17 protein-coding genes are annotated in these 16,607 nt (G+C 60.7%); 10 read left to right on the forward strand and 7 right to left on the reverse strand.

Going from position 1 to position 16,607, the window contains the following annotated elements:
• Positions 1-89: 89 nt before the first annotated feature.
• Positions 90-755, reverse strand: coding sequence for a peptide-methionine (S)-S-oxide reductase MsrA (gene msrA, locus AADA15_RS15550; protein WP_341642471.1), 666 nt, complete (start codon positions 753-755; stop codon positions 90-92).
• A 143-nt stretch (positions 756-898) separates the two neighbouring features.
• Here msrA and AADA15_RS15555 point away from each other — a divergent pair, with 143 nt between their 5' ends.
• Positions 899-1,807 carry a D-amino acid aminotransferase gene (locus tag AADA15_RS15555; RefSeq protein ID WP_341642472.1) on the forward strand — a complete coding sequence of 303 codons (909 nt, stop codon included), beginning with the start codon at positions 899-901 and terminating at the stop codon, positions 1,805-1,807.
• Complete coding sequence (locus AADA15_RS15560) at positions 1,807-2,523, forward strand: sulfotransferase-like domain-containing protein (protein WP_341642473.1); 717 nt, start codon at positions 1,807-1,809, stop codon at positions 2,521-2,523. Before AADA15_RS15555 ends, AADA15_RS15560 begins: the two co-directional genes overlap by 1 nt.
• Positions 2,524-2,562: 39 nt before the next feature.
• On the opposite strand, the gene AADA15_RS15565 is transcribed toward AADA15_RS15560, so the two are convergent.
• The 4 genes from AADA15_RS15565 to AADA15_RS15580 form a co-directional block, all read right to left on the reverse strand.
• Positions 2,563-2,943, reverse strand: coding sequence for a hypothetical protein (locus AADA15_RS15565; protein WP_341642474.1), 381 nt, complete (start codon positions 2,941-2,943; stop codon positions 2,563-2,565).
• Between the two features lie 104 nt (positions 2,944-3,047).
• Positions 3,048-3,332 carry an SCP2 sterol-binding domain-containing protein gene (locus tag AADA15_RS15570; RefSeq protein ID WP_341642475.1) on the reverse strand — a complete coding sequence of 95 codons (285 nt, stop codon included), beginning with the start codon at positions 3,330-3,332 and terminating at the stop codon, positions 3,048-3,050.
• A gap of 79 nt (positions 3,333-3,411) precedes the next feature.
• A complete protein-coding gene (locus tag AADA15_RS15575) occupies positions 3,412-3,876 on the reverse strand; it encodes a DUF1810 domain-containing protein (RefSeq protein ID WP_341642476.1) in 465 nt (154 codons plus the stop codon).
• The gene (locus tag AADA15_RS15580; RefSeq protein WP_341642477.1) at positions 3,873-5,099 is read right to left on the reverse strand and encodes an argininosuccinate synthase; all 1,227 of its coding nucleotides are present in this window, start codon (positions 5,097-5,099) and stop codon (positions 3,873-3,875) included. Before AADA15_RS15580 ends, AADA15_RS15575 begins: the two co-directional genes overlap by 4 nt.
• Positions 5,100-5,236: 137 nt before the next feature.
• Between AADA15_RS15580 and AADA15_RS15585 the strand changes: the two genes are divergently transcribed.
• Together AADA15_RS15585 and ilvA are read left to right on the forward strand one after the other, a co-directional pair.
• On the forward strand, positions 5,237-5,995 hold the full coding sequence (locus tag AADA15_RS15585) for a hypothetical protein (protein WP_341642478.1): 759 nt from the start codon (positions 5,237-5,239) through the stop codon (positions 5,993-5,995).
• 70 nt (positions 5,996-6,065) lie between these two features.
• A complete protein-coding gene (ilvA, locus tag AADA15_RS15590) occupies positions 6,066-7,304 on the forward strand; it encodes a threonine ammonia-lyase IlvA (RefSeq protein WP_341642479.1) in 1,239 nt (412 codons plus the stop codon).
• Positions 7,305-7,319: 15 nt separating this feature from the next.
• On the opposite strand, the gene AADA15_RS15595 is transcribed toward ilvA, so the two are convergent.
• A complete protein-coding gene (locus AADA15_RS15595; RefSeq protein ID WP_341642480.1) occupies positions 7,320-7,643 on the reverse strand; it encodes an Hpt domain-containing protein in 324 nt (107 codons plus the stop codon).
• A gap of 213 nt (positions 7,644-7,856) precedes the next feature.
• Between AADA15_RS15595 and AADA15_RS15600 the strand changes: the two genes are divergently transcribed.
• Positions 7,857-9,089 (forward strand): PP2C family protein-serine/threonine phosphatase, encoded by a 1,233-nt coding sequence (locus AADA15_RS15600; RefSeq protein ID WP_437343207.1) that lies wholly within the window; start codon positions 7,857-7,859, stop codon positions 9,087-9,089.
• 276 nt (positions 9,090-9,365) lie between these two features.
• On the opposite strand, the gene AADA15_RS15605 is transcribed toward AADA15_RS15600, so the two are convergent.
• Positions 9,366-9,803 carry an NUDIX hydrolase gene (locus AADA15_RS15605; RefSeq protein ID WP_341642482.1) on the reverse strand — a complete coding sequence of 146 codons (438 nt, stop codon included), beginning with the start codon at positions 9,801-9,803 and terminating at the stop codon, positions 9,366-9,368.
• Between the two features lie 76 nt (positions 9,804-9,879).
• Between AADA15_RS15605 and hslO the strand changes: the two genes are divergently transcribed.
• The 5 genes from hslO to AADA15_RS15630 all read left to right on the forward strand — a co-directional run bounded on the left by hslO (position 9,880) and on the right by AADA15_RS15630 (position 16,579).
• Complete coding sequence (gene hslO / locus AADA15_RS15610; RefSeq protein ID WP_341642483.1) at positions 9,880-10,863, forward strand: Hsp33 family molecular chaperone HslO; 984 nt, start codon at positions 9,880-9,882, stop codon at positions 10,861-10,863.
• A gap of 26 nt (positions 10,864-10,889) precedes the next feature.
• Positions 10,890-11,501 carry a CoA pyrophosphatase gene (locus AADA15_RS15615; protein ID WP_341642484.1) on the forward strand — a complete coding sequence of 204 codons (612 nt, stop codon included), beginning with the start codon at positions 10,890-10,892 and terminating at the stop codon, positions 11,499-11,501.
• The gene (locus tag AADA15_RS15620; protein WP_341642524.1) at positions 11,501-12,664 is read left to right on the forward strand and encodes a CCA tRNA nucleotidyltransferase; all 1,164 of its coding nucleotides are present in this window, start codon (positions 11,501-11,503) and stop codon (positions 12,662-12,664) included. The genes AADA15_RS15615 and AADA15_RS15620 overlap by 1 nt, the downstream gene beginning before the upstream one ends.
• 220 nt (positions 12,665-12,884) lie before the next feature.
• Positions 12,885-14,729 carry an ABC transporter ATP-binding protein gene (locus tag AADA15_RS15625; protein WP_341642485.1) on the forward strand — a complete coding sequence of 615 codons (1,845 nt, stop codon included), beginning with the start codon at positions 12,885-12,887 and terminating at the stop codon, positions 14,727-14,729.
• On the forward strand, positions 14,723-16,579 hold the full coding sequence (locus AADA15_RS15630) for an ABC transporter ATP-binding protein (protein WP_341642486.1): 1,857 nt from the start codon (positions 14,723-14,725) through the stop codon (positions 16,577-16,579). The genes AADA15_RS15625 and AADA15_RS15630 overlap by 7 nt, the downstream gene beginning before the upstream one ends.
• Positions 16,580-16,607 lie beyond the last annotated feature (28 nt).

The raw sequence follows: 16,607 nt of genomic DNA on the forward strand, positions 1-16,607 counted from the left end.
GTGCAAATCGCAGGAATTTGGGGACAAGTTTAGTCGAAATCGGTCAGAACAAATACCTGGCGGATCCGCCCGAAGTGGGGCAGGGCCGCTCAATGACCGGCGGCAAAAGGCGCGCTCTCGCCCCATAGCGCACGCACCCGTGCATCACGCCCGCAGGCCTGGCGGTAGCGTTTGTAGGCTGCGGCCTGACGTTTCGGGCCAAAGCGGGTGAAGACCAGCGCCTCTCCCTTGTAGTAGTCCTGGTGGTAGTCCTCGGCAGGATAGAATGTGCCAGCAGGCAGAATGGGTGTCACGATGGGCTGGCCAAGCGCCTGCTGGGCCTCGGATTTGGCCTGCTGCGCGAGGGAGTTCTCTTTTTCGCCAGAGACAAAGATGGCGGTTCTGTAACTGTCGCCGCGGTCACAGAACTGCCCGCCTGCATCCGTGGGATCAACCGAGCGGAAAAACAGGCTGAGCAGCGTTGCCCGGCTGACCTTGCCTGCGTCAAAGGTAATCTGCACCGCCTCGTAATGGCCGGTTCCGCCGCGCGTCACCTCTTTGTAGGTGGGGTTTTCCGTGGTGCCGCCGGTGAAGCCCGATACGGCCTCGATCACGCCGGGGACGGATTCAAAATCGCTTTCGACGCACCAGAAGCAGCCGCCTGCCACGGTCAGCACCTCGGGGCTTGCGGCATGGGCCTGATGGCCGCGCACAAGGCCCGCCGTCAGGATGAGGATGGCCAGGGAAACCTGTTTGATCTGATGCAGTGGATTCATCATCGCCTCCGTTTTTCAAAGACCCTGCCGCTTGCCTGTTTTCCGCTCAAGCCCGTGTCATCAAATGTCACGCAGAGGTGAGCGCAAGTTATCGCTTGGAAATTGGATCCAATCTGGCTAGCGTGCCGGAAAAGGAGGGGCGGATGACAGAAAAAATGAGCACCCATCAGGCCGAAGAAGACCTGCGCAACGAAGAGATCCTCATATATGTGAACGGTCGGATCGTGCCCAAGGCCGAGGCCACCGTCAGCGTCTATGACAGCGGCTTCATGCTGGGTGATGGCGTCTGGGAGGGGCTGCGGCTCTATAACGGAAGCTGGGCCTTCATCGACGAGCACCTGAACCGCCTGTTCGAGGCGGCCAAGGCCATCGATCTGGACATCGGCCTGACCCCGGAAGGCGTGAAACAGGCGGTTCTCGACACGCAAAAGGCCAATGGCATGACCACCGATGCCCACGCCCGGCTGATGGTGACACGCGGCCCGAAAACGCGCCCCTTTCAGCATCCCAGCCTGTCGCAACAGGGGCCGACCATGGTGATCATCATGGAGCATTCGCGCCCCAACCTGCCACGCCCGATCAATCTGGCCACCGTGCCCCATATCCGGGGCCTGCCGATGAGCCAGGATCCCAAGCTGAACTCCCATTCGAAACTGAACTGCATCCTCGCCTGTATCGCCGCCGAAAAGGCGGGCGCGGACGAGGGGCTGATGCTGGATGTGAACGGCTTTGTGAACACCACCAACGCCTGCAACTTCTTCATCGTGCGCGGCGGCGAGGTTTGGACCTCGACCGGGGATTACTGCATGAACGGGATCACCCGGCAAAAGGTGATCGATCTTTGCCGTGCCAATGACATTCCGGTGTTCGAGCGTAATTACTCGCTGGTCGATACCTATGGCGCGGATGAGGCGTTTTTGACCGGCACCTTTGGCGCGCAGACGCCGGTCGGGATGATCGACGGGCGCCAGATCGGCACGGGCGAAATGGGTCCGATGACCAAGCGGATCCGGGCGTTGTACAAAGCATTGATCGAAAAGGAGTGCACCTGATGCGGATTGCAATGTGGTCGGGGCCGCGGAACCTGTCGACGGCGATGATGTACGCCTTTGGGAACCGGGGCGATTGCTCGGTGGTGGATGAGCCCTTTTATGCGGCCTACCTGAAGATGACTGGCCTCGATCATCCCATGCGGGATGAGATCCTGGAAAGCCAGAGCCAGGATCCGGACGTGGTCTCCGATTTGCTTCTAGGCCCCATCCCGGCTGCAAAACCGGTCTATTATCAAAAGCATATGAGCCAGCACATGATCCCCGGCATGCCACGCGACTGGATGCGACAGGTGACAAACGTCTTCCTGATCCGCCACCCGGCACGGGTCATCGCCTCTTATGCGGCGAAACGCGAGAATCCGACCCTGGATGACATCGGCTTCCGCCAGCAGGCGGAGCTTTACGATCTTTGCCGCAACTGGGGGCAGTCCCCGGTGGTGGTGGACAGCTATGACATCCGCCAGGATCCCGCAAAAAAGCTGGAACAGATGTGTGAGGCGATCGATCTGCCTTATTCGCCAAAAATGCTGTCCTGGCCCAAGGGCGGCCACAAGGACGATGGCGTCTGGGCCGAGGTCTGGTACGGCGCGGTCTGGACCTCCACCGGTTTTGCCGGTCCCGAAGGCGATCTGCCCGAGGTGCCCGAGCACCTGCAACCGGTGCTGGAGGCGGCGATGCCCTATTACGAGCAGCTGAAGGCGGTAGCGATCAAGTGAGAATGGAGGAGGTTCCTTTCGTGGAACCTCCAGATCGTCTTATTTCTTTTCTACACAGGACAGCCAAATCTCTTGTGCAGGACGGGTTGTTCCATCGGCTACAGTCACAGTGACCGGTTTGGATGGATCTCTTGGGTATGCTTGCCCAGTCGCACCGCGGTTTTTGAACTGGGCGCAGTACTTGCCCACCCGCTTCTTGACGGTGCTTTCAGACACTTCGTCGGGGAAGTAAATGATGTCTAATGTGGCATAATATCCATATACTTCAATTGGGAAGACCAAGAACAGGCCCTTTTGATCTGCCTGATTTGGGAAGATTTGCTGAATGAGTTTTACCCGTCTTTCATGGGCAGCTTGCGGGTCAACTGAACACGCAGCGACAAGAGCGGTAAGGGCAAGGAGTAGGAGTGATTTTTTCATTCTGGATCTCTAAATATTTGATTGCGTGCCTTTTTTATGGCGAAACCACCCAGAATTGCAACGATGGTGTCAAGCTAACGTTATAGGCTGTGGCGCGACGGGCCTCACCCGATCAGCTTGCCCAGTTTCATCGCGACGCCCATGTCGCCGGTGATCTTGATCTTGCCCATCATCACCGCCGTCATAGGGTTCAGCTTTCCGGTCAGCAGCTTTTTCAGGTTCTCCTGCGACAGGCGCAGGGTGCAGTCGGTCTCGCGGTCCTCGGTGGTTGCCGTGCCATCGGCCAGAACGATCACGCCGTCTGTCCCGCAGTCGAATTTCAGCGAACCGTCAAAGCTTTTGCCGGAAAGGCCGGACTGGATACCGGCCGCGATGTCTTGAAGGGCCATCAGGGATCTCCTCTTGCTTGACCTTGGGGTTAAGCAAGAGCCCTGCGCCGGGCAAGCATGACCAAGGGGGAGGTGGGCCTCAGGCCTGACTCAGTGCTTCAATCGTGAGCGGGCAGGGGGCGCCATTGTAAAAGGCGTCGATCACCTGTTTGAACGTGTCCGGCGCATCCGGCACGGCGGCAAACAGCGTCATGGAGGAGCGCAGTTTCTTGGCATCCACTTTGCCGAGGATCTCAGCCGAGTCCTGCCCCTGATGCGACAGCATCAGCTGCGCGACCTCTGTCAGGCGCGGCCCCAGAACCTCATGACCCAGATAGGCCTTGGCCTCGGCCAGGTCTTCGATCCCGTAAAGCTGCGCCATGTGGGATTTGCCCAGCTCGGCCAGTTGCGGGAAGACGAACCACATCCAGTGGCTCGTCTTTTTGCCCGCAGTCAGTTCGCTCAGGACATCGGACCAGACCGTGTCCTGAGCTTCGACGAACATCTCCAGCTCTTCTTCGAAGTCATCCTCGAAGTCGCCGTCTATGTCGTAATCGTCGCTCACTTCTTCAGGCGGCGCTCGCGCGCGGCCAGCAGTTTCAGGCGCAGGGCGTTGAGCTGGATAAAGCCCGCCGCGTCCTTCTGATCGTAGGCGCCGGCGTCTTCCTCAAAGGTCACATGGGCCTCGGAGTAGAGCGAATGCTCGGAATCGCGCGCCACCACGAAGGCGGATCCTTTGTAAAGCTTCAGGGTCACGGTGCCGGTGACATGCTCCTGGCTCTTGTCGATCAGGGCCTGCAGCATTTCACGCTCGGGGCTGTACCAGAAGCCGTTGTAGATCAGCTCGGCATAGCGCGGCATGATCGAGTCCTTCAGGTGGCCCGCGCCGCTGTCCAGCGTGATCTGCTCGATACCGCGGTGCGCTGCCAGCAGGATGGTGCCGCCGGGGGTTTCATAGATGCCGCGCGACTTCATGCCGACAAATCGGTTTTCCACGAAATCGAGACGGCCAATGCCGTGCTTGCGGCCGTATTCGTTGAGCGCGGTCAGGATGGTGGCCGGGCTCATTGCCTCGCCGTTGATCGAGACCGCATCGCCCTGCTCAAAGCCGATGGTGATGACTTCGGGCGTATCAGGCGCATCCTCGGGGCTCACGGTGCGCTGGTAGACGTAATCCGGTGCCTGCTCGGCGGGATCTTCCAGCACTTTGCCTTCCGAAGAGGTGTGCAAGAGGTTCGCATCGACCGAGAAGGGCGCTTCGCCGCGCTTGTCCTTGGCAATCGGGATCTGGTTCTTTTCGGCAAACTCCAAGAGGCGCGTGCGCGAGGTCAGGTCCCATTCGCGCCAGGGGGCGATCACCTTGATGTCGGGGTTCAGCGCATAGGCCGCCAGTTCGAAGCGCACCTGGTCGTTGCCCTTGCCGGTGGCGCCATGGGCGACGGCATCGGCGCCGGTTTCGGCGGCGATTTCCACCAGACGTTTGGAGATCAGCGGACGCGCAATCGAAGTGCCCAGCAGGTACTCGCCCTCATAGAGCGCATTGCCACGGAACATCGGGAAGACGAAATCCTTCACGAACTCTTCGCGCACGTCTTCGATGTAGATGTTTTCCGGCTTGATGCCCAGCATTTCGGCCTTGGCGCGGGCGGGCTCCAGCTCTTCGCCCTGGCCCAGATCGGCGGTAAAGGTCACCACCTCGCAGCCATATTCGGTCTGCAGCCATTTCAGGATGATCGACGTATCAAGGCCGCCAGAGTAGGCCAGCACAACTTTCTTGGGCGCGGACATGGGTTTTCCTCTTGATCAGAACGTCTGCGGCGTAACGGGTTTTGCGGGCAAGGGCAAGGTTCGCCGGGTTTTCCTTGTCTTGCCGCCCGTAATACGTGCAATAACGCTGGGACGACTATTTACAGGAGACATTGCCCGTGATCGGCTGGAAGCTATTTTCGCATTCGATTGGAATGATCAGCAGGAACTTTCAACAAGCGGTACAGATCTTTCTTGTGCCGCTGGTTCTCATCGCCGTGGTGATATTCGCCATGGTCGGTCAGATGACAAGCGAACTGATGATGCATGGAAATGGAACGTCCTTGCCAATCGGTATGGTTGGGCCGGGGATAGTGCTGAGGATCCTTTTGCTCTCACTGGTCGTCGCCGTGATCAGCATGTGGGGCATTGTGGCCTGGCACCGCTATGTGCTGCTCGAAGAAATGCCGAAAGGGTGGATCCCGCGGCTCAACCCGTCAAACATCCTTATGTATTTGCTGCGCAGCCTTCAGCTGATGCTTGTATCGATGGTCTGCATGCTTCCGGTCGCGTTCATAGGTTCTGCAATCATGCAGGCCGGGGGCGTGATCGGTGCAGTCTTTATGGCGGTTTGTTTCGTTGCTGTATTCGTGTTCTTGGGCCGGATGGTGCTTGTCCTGCCAGCGGCGGCAATCGGGGCGTCCTTCGGGCTTGGGGAGGCTTTGCGCGCGACAAAAGGTCAGTGGCCGACCTTCCTTGCGGTGGGTTTTTTCATCTTTTTGGCAAATGTCGTCGCCTCGGTGATCCTGCTTGGCCTGTCTTCGATTCCGTGGCTGATGAGCGTAGTTCAACTCGGCTTTTCGGCCGTGCTGAGCCTGCTGAACATCAGTATCCTGACCACGCTTTACGGCTACTTCGTGGAAAAGCGCCCGATCTGATATCGGTATTCTTTTGCATGCTTTGCGCCTGCCCCTTGCCTTGGGGGCGGGCTTGGGCCACTGAAAGGGTATGAGCGATTTTCAGACCCGGTTCAAAGATGCCGCCCGCGCCGCCGAGGCGGCCATGCGCGAGGTGTTTCCCGCAACACCCCTGCAGCGCAATGTTCACCTCTCGGAACGGTTCGAGGCGGATATCTACCTCAAGCGCGAGGACCTGAGCCCGGTCCGCTCCTACAAGATCCGCGGGGCGCTCAACGCCATGCGCAAGCAGCCCGATCAGGCGCTGTTCGTCTGCGCCTCGGCCGGCAATCACGCGCAGGGCGTGGCCTTCATGTGCAAACACATGGACAAGCGGGGCGTGATCTTCATGCCGGTCACAACCCCGCAGCAGAAGATCCAGAAAACCCGCATGTTCGGCGGCGACAATATCGAGGTGCACCTGATCGGTGACTACTTCGACGACACGCTGGCCGCCGCGCAGGAGTGGTGCGCGCGCGAGGGCGGGCATTTCCTGTCGCCCTTTGACGACAGCGATGTGATCGAAGGTCAGGCCTCCATCGCGGTGGAGATCGAGGAGCAGTTCGGCGGCACGCCCGATCACGTGATCCTGCCGGTGGGCGGGGGCGGCATGTCTTCGGGCGTTGCGACCTTTTTCGGCGATGCGGTGCATTGCCTGTTTGTCGAACCCAACGGTGGCGCCTGCCTGCGGGCAGCCCTTGCGGCGGGGCATCCGGTTGCGCTGGACAAGGTCGATACATTCGTTGACGGCGCGGCGGTTGGCACCATCGGCGCGCAGCCGTTTGATTTGCTGAAACACATCCCGTTGCCGGATGTGATCACCATTTCAGAGGACCGGATCTGCTCCACCATCATCGAGATGCTGAACGTCGAGGGCATCGTGCTGGAACCCGCCGGCGCGCTGGCGGTCGAGGCGCTGAATGATGTGCGATCCTGGATCCGGGGGAAAAGCGTGGTCTGCGTCACCTCGGGCGGCAACTTCGATTTCGAGCGCCTGCCAGAGGTCAAGGAGCGCGCGCAGCGCTATTCGGGGATCAAGAAATACTTCCTGTTGCGCCTGCCGCAGCGTCCCGGCGCGCTGAAGGAATTCCTCAATATCCTCGGCCCCGAGGACGACATTGCACGGTTCGAGTATCTGAAGAAATCGGCGCGCAACTTTGGCTCCGTCCTGATCGGGATCGAAACCAAGCGGCCCGAGAATTTCGCGGCGCTGTTCGCGCGTCTTGAGGCGGCGGGGATGACCTATACGGACATCACCAATGATGAGACGCTGGCGCAGTTCCTGATCTAGGTTCCCGGGGCCTGTTCAGGCCAGAGCGGGCAACTTGCTGAGAAACTCAGCCTTGGATTGCTCGTAGGACAGAAACACAGCGTCAAGGTCAACGGATGCGGCGGCTCCCGCAGCCGAGTCACGCTCACCTTTCAGGCACAGCGTCGAAAAGCCATCAAAACCGAGATTCATCGCGCTGCCTTTGAGAAAGTGCAGATCCTGTTCCAGCATGCTGCGATCTCCGGTCCGCAGCTTACCGATGACACCTTCCACTTCTTCCAGGAACAGTTCCACGACTTCATCGAAGTCTTCTTCTCCGACTTCATCGCGGAGTTCTTTGACACGCGGCCAATTGATCATGGCAAAAGTTCCCGATTTTCTTTCTTTGGTAAGCATTTCATAAGGGCCAACCCGTAAATTTTGAGTGAAGTCGCGGTATCTTTCAAATTGTATGTTTCACGTCCCATTAAAGAACCGGCTTGATACTGTTCCCATTGCGGGCCAATTCGTTGCTAGTGTATGAGGTATCGATAGTTGCTGCCAGACAGTCCAGTGGACCATGAGGAAAACGCCATGAGCGGTTCGATCAACCGTGTTCTGGTTGTCGATGACAGTCGGCTTCAGCGCCGTATCCTCGTGGCGTCTCTGAAAAAATGGGGTTTCAGCGTCCTCGAAGCCGAGAGCGGCGAGCAGGCTATGGAAATCTGTCTGGCCGATCCCCCCGATCTTATCCTCAGTGACTGGATGATGCCGGGGATGAACGGCATCGAGTTCTGCCGGGCGTTCCGCAAGCAATCTACTGATAACTATAGCTATTTCATTCTCCTGACCTCAAAGAGCGAAAAGAACGAAGTGGCCGAAGGGCTGGATGCGGGGGCGGATGATTTTCTGACCAAACCCGTCAGTTCGGATGAGCTGCGCGCGCGCATCTCGGCTGGGGAGCGCATCCTGCGGATGCAGCGGGAGCTGTCGGAGAAGAACCGTATCGTCTCTGAAACCCTGGGTGAATTGCAGCGGGTTTACGATGCGATCGATAAGGACCTGATCCAGGCCCGGAAGATCCAGGAATCACTTGTCCCTGAACTGTCCAAGAGCTTTGGGTCCTCGACCGTCAGCCTGCTGCTCAAGCCCTGTGGGCACATCGGCGGTGATCTGGTGGGCATGTTCTGTCCGGGCGTCAACCGAATCGGTTTCTACTCGATCGATGTGTCCGGCCACGGGATCACCTCGGCGATGATGACCGCGCGGTTGGGTGGCTATCTGTCCTCGACCTACTTCGACCAGAACGTCGGCATGGAGAAGCGTTTCAACCGGTTCTATGCGCTGCGTCAGCCGGAAGAGGTTGCCAGCCTGCTCAACGCCCGCCTGATCGCCGATACCGGCATCGAAGAATACTTCACCATGGCCTATTGCATCGTCGATCTGCGCAGCGGTGTCTTGAAGATGGTGCAGGCCGGTCATCCGCATCCGCTGCTCTTGCGCAAGGACGGCAGCGCCGAATTTATTGGTAAAGGTGGCGTTCCTGTCGGTTTGGTGCCCGATATCGGCTACAGTCAGGAAGAGCTGATCCTGGAAAAGGGTGACCGGCTGCTGCTCTATTCAGATGGGTTCACCGAAGCCCGTCTTGAGAATGGCGAGATGCTGGAGGCCGAAGGTCTGCTGGATCTGGTAAAGAAATGCGATAGCAGCCAGAGCGGCAAGGAATTCCTGGACGACCTCTATTGGAACCTGACACAGATGCTGTCGCAGGAACATGGCCTCGAGGATGACGTGTCGGCCACGCTGTTCGAGTACGAAGGCCCCTGAGCAGCGCTCTTCGTCCGCTCGCCTCAGCCTATCTTACATCCGGCCAACGAAGCACTCCCGCCAATCGTGAGGTGATCAAGGATCACCGCCTCTTGTTGGGCGGGGCTGCACGCTGGCGCGTGCAGCGTTTTCGCCACTTTTCAACGTCAGCGAGCTGAGGCTGGAGCAGCGCGCTTGCGCGCTGCCATGCCCAAGGTCGGCCCAAGGCCCCATGGGCCGATCAGGCCGGGCGCGGGAGGGGCACCGATTCCGGGTCAGGGCGTTGTCAATGCGATATCAGGCGCAGAACCGGGCGGCGAAATGGCGGTCTCCGGGGTTGCCAAGGTGATGCAAAGCCTCTTGCGGTGCCATCCACAGGGCCTCGTGACCGGCTTCCTTTGGCGGGCCCAAACGGCGCAGAGGGCGGGCCATGTAGATGTGGCACAGCTTTTCGGCCCACAGATCGTATTCGGGCATAAAGACGAACCGGCGAAAGGCGCCCAGCCTGCGTGGGCGGCCGATGCTCCAGCCGGTCTCCTCGAACACCTCGCGGTGCAGGGCCGCAATGGGCGCCTCGCCCGGATCTATTCCGCCGCCGGGCAGCTGGATGTCCGGCCCCGGATCCATCTGGCAGGTCAGCAGCAACTGTCCATCCCGCGGCAACAGAGCGTAGATCCCCGGTCGCAGCCTGTAGTCTCGCCCTGCCTCGGGCGGCTGTCCGAAACGTCTGATCACTTGCGCCCCCTTCACTCCAAATGGGAAAACCCTATATAGGCTCGATATGCCAACCTCCGGCGTGTAAGGAAACCCCATGACACTTGGTTCGAAAATCGCGTGGGACGATACGGTCCTGCCCTTCCAGCTTGATGCTTCCGACATGCGGGGCCGCGTGGCGCGCCTTGATGGCGTGCTTGATGGCATCCTGAAGCAGCACGACTACCCGCCCCAGGTCGAGGCGCTGGTGGCCGAAATGGCCTTGCTGACCGCGCTGATCGGCCAGACGATCAAGCTGCAGTGGAAATTGTCGCTGCAAGTGCAGTCCAAGGGTGCCGTGCGCATGATCGCGACCGATTACTACGCGCCGCAGGCCGAGGGTGAACCGGCCAAGATCCGCGCCTACGCAAGCTATGACGCCGCACGGCTGAAGCCGGGCCTGCCTTTTGACCAGGTGGGCGAGGGCTATTTTGCCATCCTGATCGATCAGGGCCAGAACATGCAGCCCTATCAGGGCATCACGCCTCTGGCGGGCGGGTCGCTGTCTGGCTGCGCCGAGGCTTATTTCGCCCAGTCCGAACAGCTGCCGACGCGGTTCAGCCTCAGCTTTGGTAAATCCTCCGAACCGGGGGTGTCCGAGCATTGGCGTGCTGGCGGGGTGATGCTGCAGCATATGCCCAAGGCCTCTCCGTTTGCGGCCGAGCTGCAGGGGCGCGGGGATATTCTGAACGCGGACGATCTGGTCTCGGGCGATACGCAGGAGAACTGGAACCGCGTCAACATGCTGCTGGAGACGGTCGAGGATCTGGAACTGATTGGTCCAAGTGTGACGCCGACCGATCTGTTGGTGCGCCTCTTCCACGAAGAAGGCCCGCGGGTCTTTGATGCTCAGCAGGTGCAATTCGGCTGCACCTGCTCGGAAGAGCGTGTGCGCAACAGCCTGTCGATCTACTCGGCCAAGGATCTTGAGAAGATGACCACCGAGGACGGCCGCGTCACCGCAGATTGCCAATTCTGTGGCGCGCATTACGATCTCGATCCGAAAACGCTGGGTTTCGATGCCGAAAACCCGCCGTCCTGACGCGCATTACTGGAACAGGCCCACAGATGAATGACTCCCCCGAGAAGCTGACAGACCGTCTGCGCCGTGCCGTTGAGGTCGTGGCGGGTGATGGCTCCTCGGATTTCGACCTCAACCCCGATTTCACCCTGCCGCCGGGGCGCAAATTGCGTCCGGCGGGGGTTCTGGTGCCGATCACTCTGACCGGGTCCGAGCCGCGTGTGATTCTGACGAAACGTTCCTCTGCCCTGAAACACCATCCGGGCCAGATCGCCTTTCCCGGTGGCAAGGTGGACGAAGGCGACCGGGACGTGACTCACGCCGCCTTGCGCGAAGCCTGGGAGGAGATCGGCCTGCCGCAGGAGCTGCCCGAGGTGATTGGCCATCTGCCGACCCACGAAACAGTCACCAGTTTTCAGGTAACGCCGGTGGTTGCGATCCTGCGCTCCGATTTTGAGATCAGGCCCGAAGCGGGTGAGGTTGACGAGGTGTTTTCTGTGCCCCTGTCCCATGTGCTCGATCCACGCAATTACATCGTCGAATCCCGTCGCTGGCGGGGGACACGGCGCCGGTATTACACCGTGCCATTTGGCCCCTATTACATCTGGGGTGCCACAGCGCGAATGCTGCGCCAGTTTGCGGATCGGATGGGGGCGTGATGCAGATCGACCAGCCCTGGCTTTCTGCACCAGAGACTCAGGCGGTGTTTGCGGCCCTGACAGCCAATGGAGCAGACGCCTATGTTGTGGGGGGCTGCGTGCGCAATGCGCTGCTGGGGGTGCCTGTCTCGGACATAGACATCGCCACCGATGCAACGCCCGAGACTGTGCTTGACCTGGCAAAGAAAGCCGGGATCCGCGCAGTGCCAACCGGGATCGAGCATGGCACCGTGACCCTGGTCGAAGGCGGCATCCCGCATGAAGTCACCACCTTCCGCAAGGATGTGGCCACCGATGGCCGCCGCGCGGTCGTGGCTTTTGCAACCGACATTGCCGAGGATGCGGCGCGGCGCGATTTCACGGTGAACGCGCTCTATGCGCGCCCCGATGGCAGTATTGTCGACCCGCTGGGCGGCATGCCGGATCTGGAGGCACGGCGTATCCGTTTCATCGGCACCGCCGAAGACCGTATCCGTGAGGATTATCTGCGTTCGCTGCGCTATTTCCGTTTTCACGCCTGGTACGGGGATCAGGAAGCTGGTTTTGATCCCGATGCGCTGGCGGCGATTGCGGCCAATCTGGATGGGCTGGAGCAGCTCTCGCGGGAACGTGTTGGGGCCGAGTTGCTGAAACTCCTGCGTGCACCTGACCCTGCGCCCGCGATTGCCGTGATGCGGCGGACTGGGGTTCTGGGGCAGATCCTGCCGGGGTCCGAGGACCGCGCGCTGGCGCCGCTCATCCATTTGGAGGGCGAGGCCGGGTTGGCCGCTGATCCGATCAGGCGACTGGCCAGCATCAGCGGTGGTGTGGATCTGCAAGACGTCTTGCGATTGAGCAAAGATGACGCGCGCAGGCTGGATCGCCTTTATGAAGCCGCGATTGGCACCATGGGGCCTGGGGAGCTTGGCTACCGTCTTGGGGCAAAGCAGGGGTGCGATACGCTGGTGCTGCGCGCGGCCCTGTTGGAGCAGCCCCTGGCGCCGGGTGCTATTGAAGAGGTGGATCATGGGGCGTCCCAAACCCTCCCGGTGGTGGCGCGGGATCTGATGCCCGATCTGACCGGCGCTGCGCTGGGCGCAGAGTTGAAACGGCTGGAGGCAGCCTGGATTGCCTCCGGGTTTACCCTTGATCGTGCCGCGCTTTTGGACCGCTCAGAGGGCTGATCCGCGTCCGGTCACATTTTGAGACATGCCGGGGTGACAAACGCGATTTTGCCGACTATCCATAGGGTTGTTGTGATCGAAAAGGCTCCGGGAGGAATGCGCATGTATTACGGGATCTGGTACAGCTAACGCCGATACCACCCGTTTGTCAGGGGCCGTTCGGCACCCTTTTGACGCATGTCTGCATTCCATTATTGCTCAAATCATCGGAGCACCCGCCATGTTTCGTTTCTTCGAAAACCTCATTGACCCTTATTGCGACTATCCCGAAAAGGATGCTCCTCCGACGCGGCTTTGGCCGTTCCTGCGCGACTATGCGCAGCCCTTCAAACGTGTCTTCCTGCTGACCGGAATCATGTCCGTGATCGTGGCCGCGATCGAGATCGGGCTGATCTATTACATGGGCCGGGTGGTGGATCTATTGGGAGGCGCGCCTGCACAGGTGTGGCAGGACCACGGAACGGAGTTGATCGTCGTGGCCCTTCTGATCCTGTTCCTGCGGCCTGCCTTGCAGCTGGTGGACGTGCTGCTTCTGAACAACGCGGTGCTGCCCAATTTCGGTACGCTTATCCGCTGGCGGGCGCACCGCCATGTGCTGCGCCAGTCGGTCAGCTGGTTCGAGAATGACTTTGCCGGGCGCATCGCCAACCGTATCATGCAGACGCCCCCCGCCGCAGGCGAGGTGGTGTTTCAGGTCTTCGACGCGATCACCTTTTCACTGGCCTATCTGGTGGGGGCGGGGATCCTGCTGTTTGCCGCCGATGCACGGCTGATGCTGCCACTGGCCATCTGGTTCGCGCTTTACGGCCTTCTGGTGCGCTGGACGATCCTGCGCGTGGGACCGGCCTCCGAGGCCGCTTCGGATGCGCGCTCGACCGTGACGGGGCGGGTGGTGGACAGCTATTCCAACATCCATTCGGTCAAGATGTTCGCTCATGACAGCCGCGAGCTGTCCTATGCCAAAGAGGCGATCGAGGATGCGCGCACCACCTTTCAAAAGGAGATGCGAATTTTCACCGTGATGGACGGGGTGCTGGTCGTTCTGAATGGGCTTCTGATCGTCGGCGTTGTCGGCTGGGCCTTCCTGCTCTGGATGCAGGGCGCGGCCTCGGTCGGGGTGGTGGCGGCGGCAACCGCGCTGACGCTGCGGCTCAATGCCATGACCGGCTGGATCATGTGGGCGCTGACCTCGTTCTTCCGTCAGCTGGGTGTCGTGGCCGAGGGGATGCGCACCATCGCCCAGCCCATCGATCTGGTGGACCTCCCGGATGCCAAGCCCCTGCAACTGACCAAGGGTGAGATCGAGCTGCGGGAGTTGTCGCACCACTACGGGCGCGAGGCGGGCGGGCTGGATGCCATCAGTCTGACCATTCGCCCCGGCGAAAAGATCGGCCTGATCGGGCGCTCGGGCGCGGGCAAATCCACGCTCGTAAAGCTCCTGCTGCGGTTCTATGACCCCGACAAAGGTCAGATCCTGATCGACGGGCAGGACATCGCTGCGGTGACGCAGGATAGCTTGCGCAGCCATATCGGCATGGTGCAGCAGGACAGCGCGCTGTTGCATCGCTCGGTGCGCGATAACCTGCTGTATGGTCGCCCGGATGCCAGCGAAGAGCAGATGATCGCCGCCGCGCGTCAGGCCGAGGCGCATGACTTCATCCTCGATCTTGAGGATCCGCAGGGCCGCCGAGGTTATGACGCCCATGTGGGCGAGCGCGGCGTGAAACTCTCGGGCGGGCAGCGCCAGCGGATCACGCTTGCACGGGTCATCCTCAAGGATGCGCCGATCCTGCTGCTGGACGAGGCGACATCGGCGCTCGATTCCGAGGTGGAGGCTGCGATACAGAAGACCCTGTACGGCATGATGGAGGGCAAGACCGTGATCGCCATTGCCCACCGCCTGTCCACCATCGCCCAAATGGACCGCATTCTGGTGCTGGATCAGGGCCGAATCGTCGAAGAAGGCAGCCATGACGCGCTTTTGCTCAAAGGCGGCCTATATGCTCAATTCTGGGCGCGCCAATCGGGCGGGTTCCTCAATGCAGAGGCGACAGAGCAATGCTGAAATCCTTTCTTGACCGGCGGCTGGACCCGTTCCGCCCGGCCTCCGGCCCGCCGCCCGGTACCCTTGTGGGTTTCACGCGCTGGGCGCTGGCCGGGGCCTGGCCGGTGCTGGGGATCTTCGTGGTTCTGTCGATCCTGGCGGGGGGTATGGATACGCTCAACGCCTTCCTGCTGGGCTATATCATCGACACTGCGGTGGAGGCGGGGCCGAGTGCGTTCTTCACGCAGCACATGCCGGTGGTCATTGCCTTTGTCGCTTTCTTCCTGCTGTTGCGCCCCGCAATCCTTGGCCTGGGCGCCTTTGCCAATTCGGTGCTGGTGCAGCCCTTTATCTCTCCGCTGATCCTGTCGCGGCTCAACACCTGGGTGCTGGGGCAATCGGTGAGCTATTTCGACGACGATTTTGCGGGGCGCATCGCGCAGAAGCAGATGCAGACCGCCAATGCGATGACGAATGTCGCGGTCGAAGGGATCAACGTGGTGATCTTCGGCTTGGCTGCCCTTGCCTCTACCTTTGTCCTGCTGGGGTCGATCGACTGGCGGATCACCCTGCTGTTTGCGGTCTGGCTCATCGGGTATTTCGCGCTGATCCGCTACTTCCTGCCGCGTGTCCGCAAACGCTCGGGCAAGATGGCCGGCGCGCGGGCGATGGTCTCGGGGCAGGTGGTCGACACCATCACCAATATCAAGACGGTGAAGCTGTTCGCACATGCGGGTAACGAGGAAGAAAGCGCCAAGGGTGCCATGGCGACCTACCGCGAAGCGCGGCTGCATCTGGGCACCCTGTCGGCCAGTTTCCGGTTCTTCCTGATGGGCTGCGCGGGAATCTTGCCGGTGATGATGATCGGCGCATCCCTGATGCTGTGGCAGGCAGGGCAGGCGAGCGAGGGCGATATCGTCGCCGCAGGCACCATCGCCATCCGGCTTGCGCAGATGACGGGCTGGCTCAGCTTTGCGTTGATGGGGATCTACGCCAACGTGGGCGAGGTGGAAAACGGCATCAAGACGCTGGCCCGCTTTGACCGGATCACCGATGCTGAGGGTGCGCGGGATCTGACCGTGCGCGAGGGCCAGGTGCACTTCGATGGTGTCAGCTTTTCCTATGGCCGCGATATCGGCGGGGTGCGCAATGTCGATCTGACCATCCACCCCGGCGAAAAACTGGGCATCGTCGGGGCCTCGGGCGCGGGGAAATCCACCTTGGTCTCGCTCCTCTTGCGGCTCTACGACCCTGAAGGCGGGCGCGTGCTGATCGACGGGCAGGATGTGGCCGAGGTCACTCAGGACAGTTTGCGTCGCCAGATCGGAATGGTCACGCAGGAAACCGCCATGTTCAACCGCTCGGCCCGTGAGAACATCCTTTATGGCCGCCCCGATGCCACTGAGGAAGAGCTGATCGCGGCGGCGAAAAAGGCAGAGGCGCATGAGTTCATTCAGGACCTTGCTGATGGTCAGGGGCGCAGCGGCTATGACGCCCATCTTGGCGAACGGGGCGTGAAGCTCTCGGGCGGGCAACGCCAGCGGATCGCACTGGCCCGCGCAATCCTGAAAGACGCGCCTATTCTGGTGCTGGACGAGGCGACATCGGCGCTGGATTCCGAGGTCGAAGCCTCGATCCAGACCGCGCTGGAGCGGGTGATGGAGGGCAAGACGGTTCTGGCCATCGCACACCGGCTGTCGACCCTCAGCGAGATGGACCGGATCATCGTCATGGATCAGGGCGAGATGGTCGAGACCGGCACCCATGAGGAGCTCTTGGCCCTGGGCGGGCGCTATGCACAGTTCTGGGCGCGCCAGTCGGGCGGTTTCATCGGCACCGAAGACGAAGAGGCAACGCAGGCTGCGGAATAACGTGCGGCGTTACAGATTCTGCGTGGTT

This window comes from Phycobacter sedimenti, from assembly GCF_038148855.1.
Classification (GTDB): domain Bacteria; phylum Pseudomonadota; class Alphaproteobacteria; order Rhodobacterales; family Rhodobacteraceae; genus Phycobacter; species Phycobacter sedimenti.